Genomic DNA, 19,375 nt, shown 5'->3' on the forward strand with positions numbered 1-19,375 from the left:
CCCCCCCCCCCCCCCCCCCCCCCCCTCGGCGGGGGCCGGCAGTGGACGTCGGCAGACGTCGACGGTGGGGCGCGGCGGGGACGACGGGCCGCCTCGGCGGGGGCGGGAAGGAGTCGGATAATCGTTCGCGTTCCCCGGAATAGCCCGGCGCTGGACTGTGTTGTTCGAGATGAGACCCTGATATAGGGTCGAAAATGAAGCCGCCGGTCAAGGCGGGCATCAATTCTCTTCAGGAGGAATCTCATGGCTGAGCAGTACACACTTCCGGAACTGCCCTACGACTACTCCGCTCTCGAGCCGCACATCTCGGCGCGCATCATGGAGCTGCATCACGACAAGCACCACGCGACCTACGTCAAGGGCGCGAACACCGCGGTCGAGCAGATCGCCGAAGCCCGCGAAAGCGGCAACCTCGCGAACCTGCCCAAGCTCATCCGTGACCTCTCGTTCAACCTCGGCGGTCACGTCAACCACTCGATCTTCTGGCAGAACATGTCCCCGGACGGCGGCGACAAGCCCGTCGGCGAGCTCGCAGCGGCGATCGACGACCAGTTCGGCTCCTTCGACAAGTTCCGCGAGGTCTTCACGACCGCCGCGACGACGATCCAGGGTTCGGGTTGGGCCGTCCTCGTCTACGATCAGCTCGGCGGCAACCTCTTCGTCGAACAGCTCCACGACCAGCAGTCGGACATCCAGCAGGGCGGCACCCCCATCCTCCAGCTCGACATGTGGGAGCACGCGTTCTACCTCGACTACCAGAACGTCAAGCCCGACTACGTCAAGGCCTGGTGGAACATCGTCAACTGGGAGGACGCCGGCGCTCGCTTCGACCGCGCGGTCAACCAGACCAAGGGTCTCCTCCTCGGCTGAGACGCCTTCCTGATCTGAGCGTGCATGCTCGACGCGGGTCTCAACGTTGACGCTCGCTCACCCGGCGGCCCGGACTCCATCGCGGAGTCCGGGCCGCCGTCGTTGTCGGGGGCGTGGGTTGCATGCCGCGTGCCGCCGCCGTCGGGAGCGGCGCGCCGCATCTCAGAAACCCTCCGGGCGCTCAGCAACCCGGCGCCAGGTTGCTCAACGCCCGGAAGGTGGCTCGAACGCTGGCAATTCGCTCAGGCCCGAGTCGCTAGACTGTTCTGCGGGCGAAACCGTCCGACACCGGACGTCTCCGGACACAGCCTGACTGTCTCGGGACACAGACCGATTGTCTCTGCACACAGGCGGGTTGTCTCCGGACACAGCTGGCGGTCTCTGCACACGGACGGACCGTCCACACACTGAAGTTCGCAAAAGGGAGTGAGCACATGAAGGTCGCCGTCATCGGAGCGCATGGGCGCATGGGTGCGCAGGCCGTCGAGGCCATCGAAGGAGCCGAAGGGCTCGAGCTCGTCGCCGCACTCGGCAGCTCCGACTCACTCGAGTCGCTGCTGAACCTCGATGTCGACGTCGCCGTCGAACTCACGGTGCCCAAGGCCACTGAGGACAATGTCCGCTTCCTCGTCGAACACGACATCGACACCGTCGTCGGCACCACCGGCTGGGATGCCGAGCGCCTCGACCGCCTCAAGACCCTCCTCGGCGAACACCCCGAGACCGCGGTGCTCATCGCCCCGAACTTCTCGATCGGCGCGGTGCTCGCGATGCGCTTCGCCGAGGTGGCCGCCCCCTACTTCGACTCCGCCGAAGTCGTCGAGATCCACCACCCCCGCAAACTCGACGCCCCATCCGGCACCGCAGTGCACACGGCCCAGCGCATCGCCGCCGCCCGCAAGGCAGCCGACCTGCCGGCCGTGCCCGACGCCACCGACTCCGATCCCGACGGCGCCCGCGGTGCGGTCATCGACGGCATCCACGTCCACGCGATCCGCCAGCTCGGGATGACCGCCTCGGAGGAGATCCACTTCGGTGCCGCCGGGGAAGCGCTGACGATCCGGACGGACTCGTTCTCCACCTCGGCGTTCATGCCGGGAATCATCACCGCGGTCCGCGCGATCGGGGATCGCACCGGCCTCGTGCACGGCCTCGAGAACATCCTCGACCTCTGATGTCGAAAGCCAAGATCGGGGCGATCGTCGTCTCCGTCCTGCTCGCCTTCTACTTCGTCATCATGGGGCAGCGGGCGTGGATCCTCATCCGCGAACCCGACCTCGTGCCCAAGCTCATGGGAGTTGCGCTCTTCGTCCTGCCCGTCGTCGGTGCATGGGCGCTCATCATGGAGCTCCTCTTCGGTTCCCGGATGGAGAAGCTCGCCCGGATCCTCGAGACCGAGGGCGGACTGCCCGTCGATGACCTGCCCCGCACCCCCGGCGGCCGGATCGTCCAGGAGGCCGCCGACGAGGCGTTCGCCCAGTATCAGGCGGAAGCCGAGGCCGCTCCCGACGACTGGCGTTCGTGGTTCCGGCTCTCGTGCGCCTACGATGCCAGCGGCGACCGGCGTCGGGCGCGGTCGACGATGCGCAAGGCGATCACGATGGAGCGCACCGGCCGGGTCTGAAGCCTCAGCGGCAGCGAGACCGAGTCACCCGTCGCGCGGTTCTGCCGGCAGTGGCCGCTTCGGGCTGACGGCCTTGACGAGTTTGGCGATCACCCCTTCGAGCGGTCCCCGCGGACTGACGAACAGCTTCCACACGATCGCGAAGACGATGAAGCTCACGGCGTGGATGGCGTACTCGGTGGTCAGCTTCACCGGGTCGCCGGCCTCGACCATCGGCGCCGGTTGGAAGATCGGGTGCGTGATCTCGACGAGGGCGACATGGGCGGCATAGACGGTCAGCGGCATCGATCCCGGAGCGCTGAGGGGAGCGAGCAGCCATGCGCGTCTGCCCAACAGGACCGCGGCGGCCTGACACACGGCGATCGCTGCGAGTGAGGTGCCGGCGGTGGAGATGAGATCGAAGGGTGTGGCCGAATGCGGTCCCGCGATCGTCAGCCACCACCACGAATCCGGTGGAGTGACGCCGTAGCTGTTGATGTAGAGCGCGGCGTTGAGATCTGCCCCGCTGGCGTTGGCCACCGCTTCGAGTTCCTGACGACCGCCGGCGACATTGAGCAGCAGCCACGAGGTTCCGCGGCCGAGTGCGACGAGTGCGACCCCGGCGAGGAAGAGCGTCGTGAGGTGCTTGTTGATGTCGGTCTTCGCCACTGCCATGCCGAGGAGGATGTAGGCCATCCACTGGATGATCGGGTAGTACCCGGTGAGGACGAGCTCGAGCACCGCGTTCTCAAGCGATGCGAGATCGGTCCACGACAACGCCAGATATGACGGCTCCAGGCCGAAGCTGCTGCGCACCCACATCGACACGATCGGGCTGAGCACCATCCACACGCCCGCTAGCGTGAACAGCGCCCAGGGCCGCAGCCGCAGGAAGAGCAGAGCGATGCCGAACATGACGCCGTAGTTGACGAGGATGACGGCGAGGTTCGTGGTGATCGCGCCGAGGATGAGGCCGATGACGATGATCGAGGCCGCCCGGACGAGCACGCCGGGTGCGACGTCGCGCAGGCGTCCCGTGGCCGCCAGCGTTGAGCGCGTCGAGAGCACAAGCGAACATCCGGCGAGGACGGCGAAGAGCGCTGAGGCCCGTCCGGAGAAGATCGCGGCGAACGTCGGCATGCCGGCATCGTCGGTGAGCGGGTAGATGTGCGTGACCATCATCGTCAGCAGCGCCAGTCCGCGTGCGGCATCGAGGCCGACGAGGCGACCCTGCGGGCTCAGTCTGGCGAGGATGCCCGCCGAGGCGGTCGCCGGGTGAGTGCTCATGGAACGATTCTCACACGCTTGGTCACAATTCGGTAAGGCTTCGGTATCTTATTGCCATGACCTTCAACCCGAACGCCGACATCAGCACCAATCGGACAAGCCGCCGTGGCCGAAACACGGCGATCGCCGGTGGCGGCGTCGGCGTCGTCGGACTCCTCGTCTTCCTCATCGGCCCACTCCTCGGCGTCGATCTCACCGGTCTCATCGGTGACACGGCGATCGAGAGCGGGGAACGACCGGGATCGTCGAACGAGGCCGCGATGCTCCAATGCGATACGGGCGCGGACGCGAACCGCTCGACCGACTGCCGGATGGCCGGTGCCCAGGTCGTCCTCGACGACTACTGGGCCCAGCAGGTCAACGGCTACACCCCGCCGAGGCTGACGATCGTCGACGGGCAGACTCCCACCCAGTGCGGCACCGCATCGAACGCGGTCGGACCGTTCTACTGCCCGCCCGAACGCGGCGTCTACATCGACCCGACGTTCTTCGACGTCATGCGGCAGCAGTTCGGGGCCTCCGCCGACGACCTCGCCCAGCTCTACATCGTCGGCCACGAGTGGGGCCATCACATCCAGAACATCACCGGCACGATGGACCGCTACCCGAACAACGGCACCGGTCCGGAGAGCAACGGAGTGCGCACCGAACTCCAAGCCGACTGCTACGCGGGGGCGTGGCTCGGGGACGTCACGACGCTCACCGACGACAACGGCACCCCGTACCTCGAACCGCCCACGCAGAAGCAGCTCGACGATGCGCTCAACGCAGCCTTCGTCGTCGGCGACGACTACATCCAGCAGCAGTCCGGCTTCGTCAACCCGGAGAGCTTCACCCACGGCACGAGCGAGCAACGCCAGCGCTGGTTCACCAACGGCTACGACAGGGGGCTGGGCAGCTGCGACGCCTTCGCCGTGCCGGGCAGCCAGCTCTGAGCCACGACCCGGCTCACTTCGACTCTTCCCCGGTTTTCAATACCGTGATATGAATTATGGGTCAGCTCCCGCATGCATCAAGGACGATCCATGTCTCACCTCTTTCCCCATCTCTTCGAACCGATCACCCTGGGCCCTCGGACCATCCGAAACCGCATCGTCTCATCCGGTCATGACACGGTCCTCGACGAGCACGGGCAGATCGGCCCCGACCTCGTCGCCTATCACGAGGCCCGAGCCGCCGGCGGCTGCGGGCTCATCGTCCTCCAGGTCTCCGGGGTCCACGAGACTGCGCGCTACACCAAGCACGTCCTCATGGCCACTGACGACTCCGCGGTCCCCGGCTACCGCGCGGTCGCCGAGGCCGTCCACCGCCACGGTGCGACGATCTTCGCCCAGCTCTTCCACCCCGGCCGTGAGGTCATGGACGGCGAGCGGGGGATGGCACCGCGCGCCGTCGCCCCGAGCGACGCCCCGCAGGAGCGCTTCAAGGTCGTCCCCGAAGCGCTGAGCACCGCCGAGGTCGAGGACATCATCGCCGGCTATGCCACCTCGGCGGCCCGCATCGCCTCAAGCGGCATCGACGGCGTCGAGATCGTTTCCAGCCACGGCTACCTGCCCATCCAGTTCTTCAACCCCCGCATCAACACGCGCACCGACCAGTACGGCGGATCCCCGGAGAACCGTCGCCGCTTCCTCGCCGAGGTGATCACTGCTGTCCGTGCCGCCGTCGGCCCCGACATCGTCGTGGGGCTGCGGATCTCGGGGGAGGAGAAGACCGAGGACGGCCTCGTCGCCACCGAGATCCTCGACCTCATCGGCCACCTCGACGAGCTCGAAGCCCTCGACTACTACTCGGTGACCGCCGGGGACTCCTCGACCCTCCAGGGCGCTGTCCACATCGTGCCCTCGATGCAGATCGACCCCGGCTACGCGACGAACCTCTCCGCCCAGGTCAAGAAGGTCACCGACCGGCCCGTCATGGTCGCCGGTCGGATCAACCAGCCCCACGAAGCCGAATCCGCGATCGCCGAGGGCCGCACGGACATGGCCGTCATGACCCGCGCGATGATCTGCGACCCGGAGATCGCCGCGAAGGCCGAACGCGACGCCGTCGACGAGATCCGCGCCTGCATCGGCTGCAACCAGGCATGCATCGGCCACTTCCAGCAGGGCGTGCCCATCTCGTGCATCCAGCACCCCGAGACCGGCCGCGAACTCACCTTCCTGCCGCGCCCACGCGTGCGTCGGGCCCACCGCGTCCTCGTCATCGGCGGGGGACCGGGCGGTCTCAAGGCCGCCGCCGTCGCCGCCGAACAGGGCAATGACGTCGTCCTCTGCGAACGGGGACCCCACCTCGGCGGGGCCGTGCTGCTCGCCCAGACCCTGCCCTACCGGTCCGAATTCGGGGGTGCGGCGACGAACCTGTCCGCCGAGGCGGCCCGTGCCGGGGCCGAGATCCGCACCTCGACGCCGGTGACCCAGGACGTCGTCGACGCCATCGCCCCCGACCATGTCATCGTCGCCACCGGGGCCGCCGAGCGGATGCCCGAGCTCGAGATCGCCGACGATGCGCTCGTCCTCGGGGCCCGCACCTACCTCACCGACGAACCGAGGCTGCCCGCGGGTCGGATCCTCGTCACGGATTGGAAGGGCGACTGGATCGGCCTCGGCATCGCGATCCGCCTCGCCGAGGCGGGCCACCCGGTCACCCTGGCCACCGCCGCGAACTTCGCCGGAGCCGCGATCCAGCAGTACACCCGGACCCTCCTCGTCTCCCAGGCGATGCGGGCCGGCGTCGAATTCCTCGGCGATGCCCGGCTCGTCGGCGTCGACGAGGACACCGGCTACCTCCAGTCGACGCTGTGCGAGATCGTCCACGAAGTCGAGAACGTGGCCGCGACGATCGTCTCCGGCGCCCCACGAGCGGTGCGTCCCGACCTCGACTTCGGTGCCGCCGGCGTCACCGTCATCGGTGACGCTCTCGCCCCGCGGACCGTCGAGGAGGCCGTCTACGAGGGGCTCCTCGCCGCAACCGAGCTGGCGGACCGTGACCGCGCCGAGGCGGTGCGCGCATGAGTCCGCGACCGCAGCTGCCCGCCGAGGAGGTGGAGGCCAGGCGCGCGGCGATCCTCGCATCGGCGCTCACCGAGATCGTCCGGCGGGGCCCCGAGGCGGTGCGGATGAAGGACGTCGCCGCCGGCGCCGGAGTCTCCGTGGGCACCGTGCAGTATTACTTCACCAGCCGTGACGACCTCCTCGTCGAAGCGTTCTCGGCCCACAGCCGCGCTGTCATCGCAGAGATCGCCGCGCTGTCCGCACGGTCGGGAACCGCGTGGGAGCGACTGCAGGCGACCTTCGCCGCCGTCCCCACCGTCGGATCCTACGAGCAGCGGTCGATCGTATGGGTCGAGCTCGTCGCTGCGGCCCGGCGCAGTCCTGTCCTCAACGACTGTGTCGCCGAGGTGTTCGCCGGGTGGCGCGGACACCTGCGGACCGTCATCGAGGCAGGCATCGCCGACGGCAGTCTCACGCCCCGCCTCGATCCCGATCTCGTCGTCGACACCCTCATCGCCCAGATCGACGGCTTCGACCTCGCCGTCGCCGCAGGCCGCGAGGGCCTGAGTCCCGGGCAGATCGCAACGAGCCTCGAATCGACGGCCGCCGCACTGCTCGGAGTGCCCTGCGCGGTGCCGGCGGACTCGGTGTGAGACTCGACCCCGGCGCCTCCGCGCCCGGACGCCGGATGACCGCGCACCGACACGGGCTGAGTCCGCGTCGCCCGCCGGACCGGAGACGTCCTGGTCCTCACAGCCTCGCGATCGTCTGCACGTCGTCGCGGAACTCCCGCACCGTCTCCTCGGAGACCGTCGCGCGGGTCGCCCGCAGGGCGTCGAGGTAGTTCTCCGTGCTCAGCACGTCCGAGCGGGCGTCGATGGGCACCTGATCCTTGCCCAGCGAGGCCGCGAGCGCTTCCTGCGAGGCCCGCCTGGCCGCATATTCGATGTCGGCCGGGGTGAGGCCGCTGCTGGCATCGACGAGCGCATCGACGTCGATGTCGGCGATGACGTGATCGGGGATGTAGCGGGTCCAGATCGCGTGCCGGGCCGTCTCGTCGGGCAGGCCGATGGGGATGACATAGTCGAAACGGCCGTGCCTGAGGAACGCGGCGTCGAGCGCCCGAACGAAGTTCGTCGCACAGATGAGCAGCCGCCCCTCCCGGTCCCGGAACTCCGCGACCTGCTTGAGCAGCTCGTTCGTCACCCCCTGCGTCGGCGAGGGCGGCTCACCGCCGCGCTTCGAGGCGATCTCCTCGACCTCGTCGATGAAGACCACGGCGTGCTCGAGTTCGCCGATCTGCTCGAACGACGTCCGCAGCCCCGCCGCCACCCCGCCGGGCTCCCCGGAGAGCCGGGAGGGGAAGAGTTCGACGAACGGCCAGTCGAGCCGTGAGGCCACCGCCTTCGCGAACGTCGTCTTGCCCGTGCCGGGCGGACCGAAGAGCATGACCGCCCGGGGCGGGACGACCCCGAAATGATCGGCGAGGTCCGGTTCGGCCAAGGGCACGACGAGGCGGTCCTCGAGCATGTCCTTCTCCTCCTGCATCCCGCTCACCGCATCCCACAGGTGGCGGGGGAGGATGCGACCGCCGACGCTGCGGAGCAGATCGAGCTCCCGCCGCTGCACCGGCATCTGCCGCTCCAGATAGCGCAGTTGGGAGCGCACCTGAAAGCCGTTCGACTCGAGTCCCGCGAACGCCGGAGACTCCTCGGGCACGAGGATCGAGAGCTTCCCTAGACCCAGCGGCATGAAATGGCGCTCGAGCGCATCGAGGAGCCCCGCCTCGGCGCCGTCGGCACCCGATGCCGAGGTCAGCACCTCGCCCAGGACATGGAAGAAGACGATCCACCCCTGCGCATGGGCGGCCCGCCCGACGGCGGCGCCGACGATCTCCTCACCCTGGACGGCGACGACGGCATGGTCGTTCTGGCACGAGGCGATGACCTCGGGCAGGGAGTACACGGGAGCGGCGACCGAGGACTGGGCGGCCTCCCAGAGGCGGACGATCCCGTCGAGGTCGTCGTCGTGGAAATCGCGGATGCGTGTGCGGCTCATCGAACTCTCCTGTCGGTGCAGTCGGCACGGGGCGGTGCGGTCGTCACGGGGCGTGAGCACAGCCTATGTGATCTGCGTCTCGGGCGACCACCTCGGCGCGCCTGGACCGGTTCCCTCCAGGTGAGGCGCACGGCGGTATCCTTGTCCCATGGCGATTCTCGGGGACAGCGCGGCGACCGCCGCCATCGATGCGTTCGGCACCGTCGGCACGGCAATGGTGACACCGTTCAACGACGACGGCACCATCGACTGGGCGGGTGTGGAGAAGGTCGCCGACCACCTCGTCAACCTCGGCAACGACATGCTCGTCGTCTCCGGCACCACCGGTGAGTCCCCGACGACGACCGATGAGGAGAAGATCGAACTCCTCCGCGTCGTCCGCTCTGCCGTGGGCACCAGGGCGAAGCTCATCGCCGGGACCGGGAACAATGTCACCGCGCACACTGTTGACCTCAGTGAGCGCTCGGCAGCCGCCGGCGCCGACGGCCTCCTCGTCGTCACCCCCTACTACTCGAAGCCGACGCAGGCGGCGATCGCCGCGCACATGCGGGCCGCCGCCGACTCGACCGACCTGCCGGTCATGCTCTACGACATCCCCGGACGCTCCGGAGTGCCGATCGAGACAGACACGCTCATCGGGCTCGCCGACCACCCGAACATCCTCGCGGTCAAGGACGCGAAGGGGGACCTGTTCGCCTCGCAGACCGTGATGGCGCAGTCCTCGCTCGCCTACTACTCGGGTGAGGATGCGCTCAACCTGCCGCTGCTGGCCATCGGCGCCCTCGGCGTCGTCTCGGTGGCCGGGCACGTGTGCTCCGACCGCTTCGCGCGCATGGTCACGGCCGTGTACGAGAACGATCTCAACACAGCGCGCCGTCTCAGCTATGAGACCGCCGGCGTCGTCGACGCCCTCATGAACCACATGCCGGGAGTCATCTCGGCGAAGGCCGCACTGGAGGCCCAAGGAATACTGACCAACCGCGGAACCCGGATGCCGCTGCTCCCAGCAGATGAGGAGCAGTACGCGTTCATCACCGCCCAACTGACCAGGAGTGGTTACCCAACGTGAATAACGCATTGACCCAAGAACTCGGCCCACCGCCGAAGATGGACCCCGAAGCGGTCCGCATCGTCGCCCTCGGCGGCCTCGGCGAGGTCGGGCGCAACATGACCGTGTTCGAATACCACGGCAAGATCCTCATCGTCGACGCCGGCGTCCTCTTCCCCGAAGAGGAGCAGCCCGGTGTCGACCTCATCCTCCCCGACTTCTCCTACCTCGACGACCGCCTCGACGACATCGTCGGCCTCGTGCTCACCCACGGCCACGAAGACCACATCGGCGCCGTCCCCTACCTGCTCAAGCGCAAGCCCGACATCCCGATCCTCGGCTCGAAGCTGACGATCGCGCTCATCGAGGCCAAGCTCAAGGAGCACCGGATCAAGCCGATCACCCGCGTCGTCGCGGCTGGTGACCTCGACCAGCTCGGTCCCTTCGACCTCGAGTTCGTCGCCGTCAACCATTCGATCCCCGACGCGCTTGCCGTCTTCATCCGCACCGGTGCCGGCAACATCCTCCACACCGGCGACTTCAAGATGGACCAGCTCCCGCTCGACGGTCGGATCACGGACCTCCGTGCCTTCGCCCGCCTCGGCGAGGAGGGTGTGGACCTGTTCATGACGGACTCGACGAACGCCGAGGTCCCCGGCTTCACGGCACTGGAGAAGGACATCGGGCCCGTGCTCGAGAACCTCTTCGGCCACGCTGAGCGGCGCATCATCGTCGCCTCCTTCTCCTCGCACGTCCACCGCGTGCAGCAGGTGCTCAACGCCGCGAGCGCGCACGGCCGCAAGGTCGCCCTCGTCGGCCGGTCGATGGTGCGCAACATGAAGATCGCCGCCGACCTCGGCTACCTCGACGTGCCCCAGGGCGTGCTCATCGACATCAAGGACGTCGACGACCTGCCCGATGATCAGGTCGTCCTCATGTGCACCGGCTCCCAGGGCGAGCCGATGGCCGCCCTGTCCCGGATGGCCAACCGCAACCACCGCATCGAGGTCGGCGACGGCGACACCGTCATCCTCGCCTCCTCGCTCATCCCCGGCAACGAGAACTCCGTGTTCAAGGTCATCAACGGCCTGATGAAGCTCGGTGCGAAGGTGATCTCGAAGGCCGACGCGAAGGTCCACGTCTCCGGTCACGCCTCCGGCGGCGAGCTCCTCTACTGCTACAACATCGTCAAGCCCCGCGGCGTCATGCCCGTGCACGGCGAATGGCGGCACCTGCTCGCCAATGCCCGTCACGCCGAGGCGACCGGGGTCGATCCTGACAACATCGTCCTCGCCGACGACGGCTGGGTCGTCGACCTCAAGGACGGTCACGCCGAGGTGGTCGGCGCCGTCGACTGCAACTACGTCTTCGTCGACGGCTCCTCGGTCGGTGAGATCACCGAGGCGGACCTCAAGGACCGTCTCGTCCTCGCCGGCGAGGGCTTCGTGACGATCTTCCTCGCGGTGAACTCGCAGACGAAGACGCTCATCGCCGGGCCCGAGATCCACGCCCGCGGCGTCGCCGAGAACGACTCCGTCTTCGACTCGATCATCCCTAAGGTCACCAAGGCCGTCGAGGAGGCGCTCGAGTCCGGGACGACGGACCAGTACCAGCTCCAGCAGGTCGTCCGCCGCACCGTCGGTCGGTGGGTGTCCTCGAAGCTGCGTCGCAAGCCGATGATCGTGCCGATGGTCGTCATCGTCTGATCCGGCGTCATCGGCACACCCGATGAGCAAGCGAGCGGGCGCCTGCCCGGACGGTCGACGTCCGCGCGGGCGCCCGTTCGCGTTCGTGGAGGCGGGTGGGGATCCCATGGAGACAGTGGTGAGTACGGAGACGGAGGAGCATATGAGCACAGGTTTCGGGAAGAACTTCGGGTCGGCCCGCGGGGAGTACGACCGCGGTCGCCCCAGCTATCCCGCCGAGGCGGTGGCCGCCCTCATCGGGACCGCCGTCGACATCGCCGACATCGGTGCCGGCACGGGCAAGCTCACGGCGGGCCTCCTCGGCGAGGGAAGGGACGTCGTCGCGGTCGATCCGGATGTGCGGATGCTCGAGACCCTGGCCGCCCACCTGCCCGAGGTCGAGACGAGGGTCGGCACCGCCGAGGACCTGCCGCTGGAGAACGACAGTCGGGACCTGCTCACCTTCGGTCAGTCCTGGCATTGGGTCGACGCCGACATCGCCTCCGCCGAGGCGGCCCGCGTGCTCCGTCCGGGAGGGGTGCTCGGCCTCATCTGGAACATCCGCGATGAGAGCGTCGACTGGGTGGCGGCGCTCACCGAGATCATCACCCCGAGTGCGGCCGAGCAGTACGTGGCCCGCATCGCGGGTGGGTCAGACGGTACAGTCGTCTCGCCCTTCGCGCCGCCCTTCACGGACGTCGAGCACGCCCGCGTCGACTGGGTGCGCGAGATCAGCGTCGACGACCTCGTCGCGCTCGTCGCCTCACGCTCGGTCGCGATCCACGCGGAGCCCAAGGTGCGTGAGCGGATGCTCGAGCAGACGCGCAGCCTCGGCGACCAGGTCCGGGGTGAGGACGGATTCGTCCGCCTGCCGTACGCGACGCACGTCTTCCGGTCGCGCGCCGACGGGCAGTAGCCGGGGCTGCGAGGGCTCCTTGGGACTGCGGGGGAGCCAGCTCGGGGTTGAGGGGGCCGGCGCAGAGGATTCTGGACTCTGAGTGTCGATTCCCGGCGCTGAAATCGACACTCAGCGTCCGGGATCCGCGTGCTGACCGCGGCCGCCCCGCACTGAGCGTCCAGTATCCGGGTGCTGACCGGGACCGCCGCGCACTGAGCGTCCTGCATTCGGCTGCTGACCGCGGCCACCGCGCACCGAGCGACCCGACATCCGGCGCCGCACCCCGGCGGCCGCGCCTCGGCCGGCGCAGAGGATTTTGGACTCCCAGTGTCGATTCCCGGCGCTGAAATCGACACTGAGCGTCCTGCATTCGGGTGCTGACCGGGACCGCCGCGCACTGAGCGTCCTGCATTCGGCGCCACGCCTCGACGGCCGCGCTTCGGTTGGCGCGGGGGAATTCTGGACTCCCAGTGCTGATTCTCGCGATGGAAATCGACACTCAGCGTCCGGGATCCGCGTGCTGACCGCGGCTATCCCGCACTCAGCGTCCGGTATTCGGCGCCTCGGCCCGGCACGTGCCGTACGCCGACCCCCTACGCGCTCGCCGGGACGAGCGGCTTGCCTGACGACCGGCGGGCTAGGACGACGAGGACGATGAGCCCGACTATCACGGCGCTGAGCACGACCGTGCCGGCGTTCGCGCCCAGACCGTTGATGCCGATGAACGCGAGCGCACCGGCGGTGAGCGCGTAGACGAGCATCGGGATCGAGGTGCGGCGGATGAGCTCGCCCTCACGCCCGATGAGCCCGACCGTCGCCGAGGCGGCCACGACGTTGTGCACGGCGACCATGTTGCCCGCCGCCCCGCCGACGGCTTGGGCTGCCACCACCGTCTCGGGCGAGGCCGCGCCGATCGCGACTCCGGTGGAGAACTGGAATTGAGAGAACATGATGTTCGAGACCGTATTCGACCCGGCCACGAACGCGCCCAGCGCCCCGATGAAGGGGGCGAGCAGGGGCCAGGCGTCGCCCACGGTGGAGGCGGCCGCCTCGGCGAGGGTGACCGGCATCGAATCGAGGCCGGCGTTGTTGTAGTCGGACCCGGAGTTGATGAACACGCGCACGAGCGGCAGGGAGCACAGCAGCGCCACGGCGGCCCCGGCGATCTGTCCTCCCGCGATCTTCCACGACGAGCCGATCTGCTCCTTCGTCATCCGGTGGATGAGGTACGTCAGGCCGCACGCGAGGACGAATATCGCGCCCGGGGACCACAGCAGGTCCATGTTCTGGTTGATCGGGGTGCCGAAGATCCCCTCGATCTTGATCACCGCCGGCCCGTTGAGGAACTCCTTGATCGGGGGTACGTTGCGGGTGATGAGGAGGAGGGCGACGACGATGAGGTAGGGCGCCCAGGCTCGGGCCAGGGACATCTTCTTGTGGAGGTGGGCGGCCTCGTCGGCGGGGTCGACGGTGCCCATCCAGAACGCCGGCCACATCGACCTCGGCGCGAAGTCCCACGTCTTCTTCGGCATGAGGAAGCCCATGCGGGAGGTCGTGACGACGATGGCCAGCCCGATGAGCCCGCCGAGGAGGGACGGGAACTCGGGACCGAGGAACTTCGCGACGATGAGGTAGGGCACGATCATCGCCAGCGCCGAGTAGATTGCGAACGGGGCGACGGCGAGCCCATCGGCGAAGCGTTTGCGCTCCCCGAAGAACCCGGTCATCAGGCACGCGAGCAGCAGCGGGATGAGGATGCCGCACACGGCGTGGATGAGGGCGACCTGGACGGCGGTGTGGGCGACGAACTGGGACTGATCGAGGCCGAGCTGGGCGGCGCGGGCGGCGACGTCGGGTGACATGCTCCCGTCCTCCTGGGACAGGCCCGTGCCGATGCCGACGATCATCGGGGTGCCGACCGCACCGAAGCTCACCGGCGTCGACTGGATGATCAGTCCCGCGAGGACCGCGGCGATCGCGGGGAAGCCGAGGGCGAGCATGAGCGGGGCGACGACCGCGGCCGGGGTGCCGAAGCCGGCCGCACCTTCGATGAAGGACCCGAAGAGCCACGCGACGATGATGACCTGGACCCGCCGGTCGGGGGAGATCGAGACGAAGCCCGCACGGATCGTCTCGATCGCCCCGGAGCGGGTGATCGTCGCGAGCAGGAGGAGGGCGCCGAAGACGATCCACAGCAGTCCGATCGCCACGAGCAGGCCCTGGACGACGGAGGCGGCGATCGTCACCCATTCGATCTGCCATGCGAGGTTCGCGATGAGGGCGGCGGCGACGAGCCCGATGGGCATTGCGTACTTCGCCGGCCAGCGGAAGCCGATGAGGAGGATCCCGGCGAGCAGGATCGGGGTGAGCGCGAGGAGCGCGGCTACGGCAAGATTGTCCATCGTCGTGTCCGATCCGTGGCGGCGGTGCCACTGGCTGTGTGGCGTCGTTGCCACCGGTCGGCTGCCGCGACGATCGCGGCGCTTGATGTCATCTTCCCTGGCCACAGGCTCAGCGGTCAAGGGTCGGCGGCAATCGGCGGGGTCGTCGCCTGCTGCCGACCGGCCGCCGACGACGCCCGGCCGGTGAGGGCAACGGTGGCGGCAGCGGTGAGGCAACGGCGGCGGCAGCGGCGGTGGCAACGGCTCTTGAGTCGGTGCGCGTGTGCCGATATCGTCGAAGGTGTCGAGGGCGACGCGCGCACCGCGCGTCCCGGTCTCGGCCCGTGACGAAGGAGTCGGAGCTCATGACGTACATCAACAGGGAGTCCAGCGAATCCGTGCCGGGCCTGCCGGAGGTCGTCGATGCCGACTCGTGGCGCGACGCCCGTGCCCGACTGCTCGACCGGGAGAAGGCCCACACCGCCGAGGCGGACGCCATCGCCGCAGCCCGCCGCACCCTGCCCATGGTCGAGATCGACGCCGACGCCGAGGTCCACGGCGAGGACGGTCCCGTCGCCTTCCGTGAGCTCTTCGACGGCCGTGACGAACTCATCGTCTACAAGCACATGTGGTACGACGGGGCACCCCACCAGGGGCAGTGCGAAGGGTGCACGGCCATCGCGTGGAGTCTTCGCGACTCCGTCTACCTCAACGCCCGCGGCGTCTCCTTCGCCGTCCTCACCTCAGGCGCATGGTCCGAGGTGAGGCCCTATGTCCACTTCATGGGCTACGAGCAGCCGTGGTATTCGGTGCGGGGACTCGATGAGCCGCTCGGCGGAGAGATGGGATCCCTGCTCAGCTTCGTCCGCCGAGGCGACCGGGTGTTCCTCACGTATGCGACGACCGGACGGGGCGTCGAACCGGTCACCGGGTTCCTCGGTCTCCTCGACATGACCGCTCTCGGTCGGCGCGAAGGGTGGGAGGACGTTCCCGAGGGCTGGCCCGAGGTCCCCGACGCGGGTTCGCCCGTCGGCGGACGCGGATCACCCGTGGGCTGGTACTGGCGCACCGACGACCAGGGACGGGCGACGTGGGGGCCGACGAGCCGCCCCGTGCCCCAGTGGACGCGTCACGGCGCGGCGCCTGTGACCTCGCTCGGACGCGACGGACACAGCCACTGAGCAGTACGCGCTTGCAGCGGCCGACCGCGACGGGCGCGGCAGCTGAACGCGAAGGACACAGCCACTGAACAGCGCGGTGCGGGCGACGGCACCGGCGGCGAACCGGGCATTCGCATCCGCCTGGGAACCGCCTCGGCGAAGGGTTTGACGAGATGTGGATCACGTCATAGTCTTTCGGTGTGTGAACAATAAATTTCACGATGTGAAAGTTTCGCCGGCCAAACCCCGTTGCCCGCGATACTCGACGCACCGATAGGGTGCTGGAGAAGGAGAACCACCGATGACCGCTCATATCGAGAACCTCGACATTCCCGCAGGGATGGAGATCACGGGCGAACTGCCCGACGGGGCAGAGAAAGTCCTCACTCCGCAGGCCCTCGAGCTCATCGTCGAGCTGCACCGGAAGTTCAACGGGGACCGCCTCGAGCGGCTCGAGGCGCGCCGCGTGCGCCAGCAGGAGATCGCGAACGGTGCCGACCTCGACTTCCTTCCCGAGACCAAGGAGATCCGCGAGGACGAGACCTGGCAGGTCGCCCCGCCCGCACCCGGACTCGAGGACCGGCGCGTCGAGGTGACCGGACCGACGTACAAGAAGATGACGATCAACGCGCTCAACTCGGGGGCGAAGGTGTGGCTGGCCGACCAGGAGGACGCGAACACGCCGCAGTGGGATTCGGTCATCGGCGGCCAGATCAACCTCCTCGACGCCCTCACCAGGGAGATCGACTTCACCTCACCCGAAGGCAAGGAGTACCGGCTCGCCCCTGACGAGGAGCTGCCGACGATCGTCGTGCGCCCCCGCGGCTGGCACATGCCGGAGAAGCACATCCTCGTCGACGGTGAGGAGACCTCGGGTTCGCTCGTCGACTTCGCCCTCTACTTCGCCACCGCCGGTCAGCTCCAGATCGAGAAGGGCAAGGGCCCGTACTTCTACCTCGCGAAGATGGAGTCCCACCTCGAGGCGCGCCTGTGGAACCAGGTCTTCGAGCACGCCGAGGACGCCTTCGGCCTGGCCCGCGGCACCATCCGGGCGACCGTGCTCATCGAGACCTACCCGGCGGCGTTCGAGATGGAGGAGATCCTCTACGAACTCCGCGAGCACTCGGCCGGGCTCAACGCCGGACGCTGGGACTACATCTTCTCCGTGATCAAGAACTTCCGCTCCCGCGGCGCCGACTACCTCCTGCCCGACCGTTCGGATGTGACGATGACGGTGCCGTTCATGCGCGCCTACACCGAGCTGCTCGTGCGCACCTGCCACAAGCGCGGGGCGCATGCGATCGGCGGTATGAGCGCCTTCGTCCCGGCGAAGGACCCCGAGGCCAACGAGTCGGCGTTCGCGAAGGTCCGGGAGGACAAGTCCCGTGAGGCCGGCAACGGCTTCGACGGTTCCTGGGTCGCCCACCCGGGCATGGTCGCCCTGTGCAAGGAGGTCTTCACCGAGACCCTGGGAGAGGCGCCCAACCAGATCGACAACAAGCGCGAGGACGTCTCCGTCACCGCCGCCGAGCTCCTCGATGTGAAGTCGACTCCGGGCGCGATCACCGAGGCGGGCCTGCGGACGAACATCAACGTCGGCATCCAGTACCTGCGGGCATGGCTCGAGGGCAACGGCGCGGTGGCCATCCACGGGCTCATGGAGGATGCGGCGACCGCCGAGATCTCCCGCTCCCAGGTGTGGCAGTGGCTCGACGCAGGCGTCGAACTCGACACGGGGAAGACCGTGACGAGGGAGCTCGTCGAGCAGATCGTCGCCGAGGAGGTCGCCGGCCTCCCGGGTGAGGCGAGCGATTGGGAGGACGCCACCGACCTCTTCCTCTCCGTGGCCGTCGCCCCCGACTACGTCGACTTCCTCACCCTGCCGGCCTACGCGAAGATGGCCTGAGGCGCCCGCGGGGGCGCGCGCGGCTCGCGCGCCCGGCGCGGGGCCGCAGGGCCGGCTCGCCGCTCCGTTCGCCGGACCGCAGCCATCAGCACGGTCTTCCGACTCAAGCAGTGTCCACGCACCCTGCTCACGTCGGAAGACCGTGCTTCTATGTGGTCGCTTCTATGTGGTCACGGTGTCGTAGAGTCCGCGAGGGCGTCGAGTTCGCAGGGGAGGGTGCGCATCCCGGTCAGGGGTGAGAGCAGCACAGGCAGGGCCGCGAGGATCGAGACGGCGGCGAAGATCCACAGTGCCGGCACGATCCCGATGGTGTGGGCGAGTGTGCCGCCGAGGAATGCGCCGATCGGCATCGGCCCCCACACGAGGAACCGGATCGAGGCGTTCATCCGTCCGAGCAGCGGCTTCGGGCACAGTCGCTGACGGAAGCTCACCTGGGCGACGTTGTAGACGACGACGCACCATGAGAGGACGAGCCACCCGATGAGCAGCGTCGGCAGCGCGGGCAGCACCGAGGCGAGGGGAACGGCGAGCGTGGCGATGCCGGACAGTGTCGCAGACACCGTGATCGAGCGACCTTCGCCGACGACCTTCTGCACCCACGAGGAGCTCAGCGCCCCGACGATGCCGCCGACGGCGCCGAGGGACATGACCAGCCCGAGCTGGAACTGGTTGAGGTTGAGCGTGCGCAGGGCGTAGAGGACGAGGAGTGCGAAGACCGCGGACGAGGCGAAGTTCGACAGACCCGTGCACGCGACGATCCGGCGCAGCAGCGGGTGGCCGAGGACGAAGGCGAGGCCTTCGCGGATGTCGCCGACGAGGCTGGGTCGGCTGTCGGGCTGCGGCGGGTCCTCGCGGTGGCGGATACGACTGACGAAGAGGCTCGAGAGCGCCATGCAGATGCTCGTGATCCCGATCGTCAGCGGCCCGCCGATGAGTCCGACGAGTCCGGACGCGGCCGACGGCCCCACCACCGACGCGGTCTGCTGACTGGCCTGGAGCTTGCCGTTGCCGTCGCCGATCTGATCGCCGGCGACGATCTCGGGCAGATAGGACTGGTTGGCGACGTCGAAGAAGACGGTGACGACGCCGACGCCTGCGGCGATGACGAAGAGCTGGATCATCGTGAGCAGGTCGAGCGCCCAGGCCAGAGGGATCGTCAGGAGCAGGGCTGCGCGGACCAGGTCGCCTGCGACGATGACCCGCTTCTTGCGCATCCGATCGACCCAGGCCCCGGCAGGCAGGCTGATGAGGAGGAACGCGGCGTTCTCGAGTGCCGCGAGGAGGCCCATCTCGAAGGCGTCGGCGGCGAGGAGCTGGACGGCGATGAGGGGGAGGGCGAAGAGGACGAACTGGTTGCCGAAGACCGAGACGGTGTCGCCCATCCACAGCTGCCGGAAGTCGTGATGCCGCCACAGGGAGCGCTGCGCGGGCGGCGGGGGATCAACAGGATCATCTGTGCTCATGGGCTCTTCTTCGAGTCGGCGAG

General features: G+C 68.5%; 15 protein-coding genes. 11 read left to right on the forward strand and 4 right to left on the reverse strand.

The annotated features are described in order from the left end of the window. The first annotated feature begins 243 nt into the window (after nt 1-243). From AACX88_RS14040 to AACX88_RS14050, 3 genes are all read left to right on the forward strand, one after another. Nucleotides 244-870, forward strand: coding sequence for a superoxide dismutase (locus AACX88_RS14040; protein ID WP_009378466.1), 627 nt, complete (start codon nt 244-246; stop codon nt 868-870). Between the two features lie 434 nt (nt 871-1,304). Then, nucleotides 1,305-2,045, forward strand: coding sequence for a 4-hydroxy-tetrahydrodipicolinate reductase (dapB, locus tag AACX88_RS14045; RefSeq protein ID WP_339393545.1), 741 nt, complete (start codon nt 1,305-1,307; stop codon nt 2,043-2,045). Then, entirely contained in the window at nt 2,045-2,494 is a 450-nt protein-coding gene (locus tag AACX88_RS14050; protein ID WP_339393546.1) for a tetratricopeptide repeat protein, read from the forward strand. The genes dapB and AACX88_RS14050 overlap by 1 nt, the downstream gene beginning before the upstream one ends. Before the next feature lie 24 nt (nt 2,495-2,518). Here AACX88_RS14050 and AACX88_RS14055 read toward each other — a convergent pair whose 3' ends face one another. Then, nucleotides 2,519-3,760: a heparan-alpha-glucosaminide N-acetyltransferase domain-containing protein gene (locus tag AACX88_RS14055; RefSeq protein WP_339393547.1), complete on the reverse strand. Its 1,242-nt coding sequence runs from the start codon at nt 3,758-3,760 to the stop codon at nt 2,519-2,521. Nucleotides 3,761-3,816: 56 nt separating this feature from the next. Here AACX88_RS14055 and ypfJ point away from each other — a divergent pair, with 56 nt between their 5' ends. The 3 genes from ypfJ (at nt 3,817) to AACX88_RS14070 (ending at nt 7,406) form a co-directional block, all read left to right on the forward strand. Then, nucleotides 3,817-4,695, forward strand: a complete 879-nt coding sequence (ypfJ, locus tag AACX88_RS14060) for a KPN_02809 family neutral zinc metallopeptidase (RefSeq protein ID WP_339393548.1) — start codon at nt 3,817-3,819, stop codon at nt 4,693-4,695. A 90-nt stretch (nt 4,696-4,785) separates the two neighbouring features. After that, the gene (locus tag AACX88_RS14065; RefSeq protein WP_339393549.1) at nt 4,786-6,774 is read left to right on the forward strand and encodes an oxidoreductase; all 1,989 of its coding nucleotides are present in this window, start codon (nt 4,786-4,788) and stop codon (nt 6,772-6,774) included. Next, the gene (locus AACX88_RS14070) at nt 6,771-7,406 is read left to right on the forward strand and encodes a TetR/AcrR family transcriptional regulator (RefSeq protein ID WP_339393550.1); all 636 of its coding nucleotides are present in this window, start codon (nt 6,771-6,773) and stop codon (nt 7,404-7,406) included. The genes AACX88_RS14065 and AACX88_RS14070 overlap by 4 nt, the downstream gene beginning before the upstream one ends. Before the next feature lie 97 nt (nt 7,407-7,503). Here the strand turns inward: AACX88_RS14070 and AACX88_RS14075 are convergent, their stop codons facing one another. Continuing rightward, the gene (locus tag AACX88_RS14075; RefSeq protein WP_339393551.1) at nt 7,504-8,811 is read right to left on the reverse strand and encodes an ATP-binding protein; all 1,308 of its coding nucleotides are present in this window, start codon (nt 8,809-8,811) and stop codon (nt 7,504-7,506) included. 148 nt (nt 8,812-8,959) lie between these two features. Between AACX88_RS14075 and dapA the strand changes: the two genes are divergently transcribed. From dapA to AACX88_RS14090, 3 genes are all read left to right on the forward strand, one after another. After that, on the forward strand, nt 8,960-9,880 hold the full coding sequence (dapA, locus tag AACX88_RS14080) for a 4-hydroxy-tetrahydrodipicolinate synthase (RefSeq protein WP_339393552.1): 921 nt from the start codon (nt 8,960-8,962) through the stop codon (nt 9,878-9,880). Nucleotides 9,881-9,918: 38 nt separating this feature from the next. Further along, on the forward strand, nt 9,919-11,565 hold the full coding sequence (locus tag AACX88_RS14085) for a ribonuclease J (protein ID WP_339393581.1): 1,647 nt from the start codon (nt 9,919-9,921) through the stop codon (nt 11,563-11,565). Nucleotides 11,566-11,707: 142 nt separating this feature from the next. Next, the gene (locus tag AACX88_RS14090; protein ID WP_339393553.1) at nt 11,708-12,460 is read left to right on the forward strand and encodes a class I SAM-dependent methyltransferase; all 753 of its coding nucleotides are present in this window, start codon (nt 11,708-11,710) and stop codon (nt 12,458-12,460) included. Between the two features lie 575 nt (nt 12,461-13,035). On the opposite strand, the gene AACX88_RS14095 is transcribed toward AACX88_RS14090, so the two are convergent. After that, nucleotides 13,036-14,844: an L-lactate permease gene (locus AACX88_RS14095; RefSeq protein WP_339393554.1), complete on the reverse strand. Its 1,809-nt coding sequence runs from the start codon at nt 14,842-14,844 to the stop codon at nt 13,036-13,038. A gap of 344 nt (nt 14,845-15,188) precedes the next feature. Between AACX88_RS14095 and AACX88_RS14100 the strand changes: the two genes are divergently transcribed. Together AACX88_RS14100 and aceB are read left to right on the forward strand one after the other, a co-directional pair. Continuing rightward, on the forward strand, nt 15,189-16,004 hold the full coding sequence (locus tag AACX88_RS14100; RefSeq protein ID WP_339393555.1) for a DUF899 family protein: 816 nt from the start codon (nt 15,189-15,191) through the stop codon (nt 16,002-16,004). Between the two features lie 280 nt (nt 16,005-16,284). Continuing rightward, nucleotides 16,285-17,889, forward strand: coding sequence for a malate synthase A (gene aceB / locus AACX88_RS14105; RefSeq protein WP_339393556.1), 1,605 nt, complete (start codon nt 16,285-16,287; stop codon nt 17,887-17,889). A 170-nt stretch (nt 17,890-18,059) separates the two neighbouring features. Here the strand turns inward: aceB and AACX88_RS14110 are convergent, their stop codons facing one another. After that, nucleotides 18,060-19,352: an MFS transporter gene (locus AACX88_RS14110; protein WP_339393557.1), complete on the reverse strand. Its 1,293-nt coding sequence runs from the start codon at nt 19,350-19,352 to the stop codon at nt 18,060-18,062. Between the last annotated feature and the right edge of the window lie 23 nt (nt 19,353-19,375).

The organism is Brevibacterium metallidurans, from assembly GCF_037101285.1.
Taxonomy (GTDB): domain Bacteria; phylum Actinomycetota; class Actinomycetes; order Actinomycetales; family Brevibacteriaceae; genus Brevibacterium; species Brevibacterium metallidurans.